3 protein-coding genes are annotated in these 4,205 nt (G+C 53.3%); all 3 read right to left on the reverse strand.

Annotated features, from left to right (window positions below; genetic code table 11):
- Window positions 1-993: J domain-containing protein (locus tag QZP87_RS05980; protein WP_291322012.1), on the reverse strand; the 993-nt coding region annotated here is incomplete at its 3' end.
- A gap of 118 nt (window positions 994-1,111) precedes the next feature.
- On the reverse strand, window positions 1,112-2,566 hold the full coding sequence (locus tag QZP87_RS05985) for a catalase (protein ID WP_291322013.1): 1,455 nt from the start codon (window positions 2,564-2,566) through the stop codon (window positions 1,112-1,114).
- A 560-nt stretch (window positions 2,567-3,126) separates the two neighbouring features.
- A complete protein-coding gene (locus tag QZP87_RS05990; protein ID WP_291322014.1) occupies window positions 3,127-4,002 on the reverse strand; it encodes a deoxyribonuclease IV in 876 nt (291 codons plus the stop codon).
- Window positions 4,003-4,205: the final 203 nt, after the last annotated feature.

Consider the following 4,205-nt stretch of genomic DNA (forward strand, 5'->3'; position numbering starts at 1 on the left):
CTGATAGGCTTCATTCAACCTGATGAATTCCTCATGATCTCCTCCCTTGTCCGGGTGCATCTTCAGGGCCCGGCGGCGGTAGATCCTGGTGAGTTCCCGCCTGGACATTTTTTTCAGTTTCTGCACGGACATACCCAGGATGGTACTGACCTCCTCCATGCCCGGCTCCTTTTTGCCCGGTCGGGGCTGCTCAAACCCGGCCCGGTTGCGGGCTATGAAGTCCCGGATATGTTCCTGCAGAATATTGCCCGTAGAAAAGGGATAATCGAAATACATGATCACATAGCGCCTGAGATACTTATGCAGGCCCATTTTCCTTGCATGGCCCTTCCAGAAGGAAACGTCCCGGTCCAACTGGCAGACTTCCTGTAAAAACAGACGGTCCAGCCTGTCCTGGTCCAGGCCCTGGGGCATCTTCCCGGCCATGATTTCATCAAAGAAGCGGCGCAGATAGAAAAATGAATATACATACAGGGAGTATTCAGAGGGATTGAGGCTGCCTTCCATGTTTATAAACAGATGCTCCAGTTCATCCCTGGACTTGAAGGCCAGGGGCCGGTAGAACCTGGGGGGTATACGGGTGAGTTTTGACTGGTCCAGTTCCCCCAGGCGCAGGTAGTTGTAGCGGCGCTTGTCAATTATGTGCAGCCGGTTGCGGATGAATTCGTCCTCCTGGTCGGTAAGCTCCGGAATCCTGGCATTTCTTGCGTCCCTGGACTTGAAGCCCTGCAGGGATCTTTTTATGTCCGGACTCACAAAAGGCCAGAATACATCCTCCAGATCCCCGTAATCCCAGGCAGTGCCGGAGGCGTTTAGCTGCTCCTCCACCTGCTCGTGGATATAAAAGCTCCTGCCCCCGGGGTACTCAAGAAAAACAGACGGGTCGCGGCCAAGGTCCATTAGATCCCTGGATACATACACCCCCTGACTGAGCACGGACTTGCGGATAACGTAATATCTTTTTTTGTTCTGCTCTTTCCAGGCCAGATACACGAAATATTCCTTCTGGTTGCGGCCCGCCCCGTGGGTTCGCCCCTTGAGGCGGGCTGCAATACGTATTTTTACATCAAGCGGTCAGGGGTTGCCTGAAAAAAGCGCAGGCGCTTTGACATCAGCTTCCTTTCACCCCTTTGGCGATGCGCTCGCCGATATCCTTGTCAATATTGCGCCAGTACTCCAGAGCCCGCTCCAGAATGGGGCCGCTGACGCCTTTTTTGAGATGACCGACAACATTGGACACCAGCCTTTCACGCTGGGCCTCATCCATGACCTCGCGCACCAGGGTACCGGGCTGGCCGAAATCGTCGTCATCCTTGCGCAGGGTATAGGCGGTGCGCATAAATTCTCCAGAGGCCTCCCAGACGGCTTCTTCGGGATAACGCTTTGGGTCGGCGCTGGGTCCGCCCTTGGAGTTGGGGGCGTAGACCGGGTCGGAGACATTTTCAATGCGCATGGCCCCGCCTTTGCTGTAGCTGTGTACCGGGGCCTTGGGCCGGTTGACCGGGATCTGTTTGTAATTGACCCCGAGTCTGGCCCTGTGAGCATCGGCATAGGAAAAAAGCCGGGCCTGAAGCATGCGATCCGGGCTGGGGCCGATGCCGGGCACAAAGCTGTTGGGCTCAAAGGCGGCCTGCTCAATCTCGGCATGAAAGTCGGCCGGGTTGCGGTTCAAAGTCAGCCGGCCCACCTCGTGCAGGGGGTAGTCGCTGTGAGGCCAGACCTTGGTCAGATCAAAGGGGTTGTAACGGTAGGTTTTGGCGTCTTCAAAGGGCATGATCTGCACCTTGAGGGTCCAGCTGGGATTTTCACCGCGCTTAATGGCCTCGGCCAGGTCCCGGCGGTGGTAGTCGGCGTCCTGGCCGGCGATTCTGTCTGCTTCTTCATCTGTTAGAAACTCAATGCCCTGGTCCGTCTTGAAGTGGTATTTGACCCAGAACTTCTCGCCTTTGGCGTTGACCCACATATAGGTGTGACTGGTGTAGCCGTTCATATGCCGGTAGGTTCTGGGCACCCCGCGATCGCTCATGAGAATGGTTACCTGGTGAGCGGATTCCGGAGACAGGGTCCAGAAATCCCACTGCATGTCGTGGCAGCGCAGGCCGGTGTCCGCCCGGCGTTTCTGGGAGTGGATGAAGTGCTGGAATTTCATGGGGTCGCGAATAAAAAACACCGGAGTGTTGTTGCCCACCATGTCGTAGTTGCCTTCAGGGGTATAGAACTTGACTGCAAAACCGCGCACGTCCCGCCAGGTATCCGGGCTGCCGGACTCTCCGGCAACGGTGGAAAAGCGGGCCAGGACCTCTGTCTTGGCCCCTGGCTGGAATAATGACGCCTTGGTATAGGTGCTCACGTCACTGGTGACCTCAAAGTGCCCGAAGGCCCCGGAACCCTTGGCATGGGGCTGGCGATCCGGGATCATTTCCCGGTTGAAATTGGCCATCTGCTCCAGCAGATAATGATCCTGAAGCAGGATGGGGCCGTCCGGGCCTACAGTCAATGAAAACTCATCGCTGGATACCGGCATTCCGGCGTCATTGGTTGTGGGTTTATCCTGATTGTCTGCCATGATGTTTCTCCTTTTTCGTTTTGTTGGTTGATGGTCCAGTATAAATAACTACAACTACAGTGCTGATCCAATTATTTCATCATGTTGCTTTCACGGTATCTGTTTAGCGATTTTAAGGAAAGCAGGGGACAGGCAACCACCGCACTTATTTTTCTGAAGGAAAATTGGCAGGTTTTAAAAATAAGTGCGGGGAGAGCCAGTCCCCGTGCCACATGCAAAGCGCTTAACAGATACCTTTCACGTGAGTTTTTCATTTTATACGTACAGCATGGTCTAATCCGCTCAGCAACGCTCTTAATCCCATACTTTTTAAGGCCGGGAGTGGCTCGTTCTAAATAACCACTTCCTTATCCAGATACTCACAGGTTTGGCTGTGTCCAGCACACAATTACTCGCCACAGCACAAGGCTTGGGGACTGTCCCCGGGCCGGCATCTGCCCTTTGAATGATTACTAAATAAAGTGTCGCTGTAGTGATATATGCATATTACTATCAGATTATTTTGTCAATAGATAATCATTACTATTAGTATTAATATATTAAAGTTTAAAAACGGGTAATCATTGTTTAACCAGTCCCCGCAGGAGGTTTAAGTTTGCCTGGTCCCATTTCCCGGCCTTGTCCTTGGGGGTTTCTATGACCATGGGTACATCATAGAACCGGGGATCGTTAAGGATTTGCCTGAATGGCTCCAGCCCCATTTCACCCTTGCCGATATGTACGTGGCGGTCGCCCCGGCTGCCCAGCTCATAGCTGCTGTCATTCAGGTGAACAGCCTGGACCCGCTGCAGCCCGACAGTACTGTCCAGGGTCTGCATGGTGGCATTGTAGCTTGCCCGGGTGCGCATATCATAACCAGCCGCAAAAACGTGGCAGGTATCGAAGCAGACGCCCAGCCTGTCGGAGTTTTTGCTGGTGCTGATAATGAAATCAAGCTCCTGGAAGGTACTACCAAGGACTGTACCCTGCCCGGAGGTGGTTTCCAGGAGAACCTGAACATCTGCACTTTCCGGACATTGCTGCAGGGCCAGGTCCAGGGCCTCATTCAGGGCCCGGACATATGCCTGCAGTCCCTTATCCAGGCCCTGTCCCTTGTGCGCGCCGGGGTGTGTGACCAGCCCGGGAATGCCCAGCAGGGCGCAACGCTTAAGTTCGCCGGCAAAGGCCTGTACCGACTTTTTAAGGATTTCCCTGTCCGGAGAAGCCAGATTAATTAGGTAGCTGTCATGGGACAAAACAGGATAATCACCCCACTGCTGCAGGGCCTGTCTGAACTGTTCAGCCTCCTGGTCCTTGACGGGCGAGGCCTTCCACTGCCTCTGGTTGCGGGTGAATATCTGCAGGGCTGTACCAGAAAGTCCCTCTATACGTTCTACAGCCCGGTAAAGCCCTCCGGACACGGAGCAGTGTGCTCCCAGGTAACGTGCTGCGTTCATAATGTTTTGAGAATGAATTATTTAAGTTTTAACTATAGAAGGTGACATTATAAAGTTGACCTTACTGATGCATAAAACTATAACATATCTTGTAAAGGGCACAAGTAAAATGCGAAGCTGACCGGATCTTTACACTGAATTCCTGGATGAATTACCCTGATTTTATTTACAGGAGCAAGGGACAAAGTCAGGGCAGGTATCAA

The organism is Desulfonatronospira sp., assembly GCA_003563255.1.
Taxonomy (GTDB): Bacteria; Desulfobacterota; Desulfovibrionia; order Desulfovibrionales; family Desulfonatronovibrionaceae; genus Desulfonatronospira.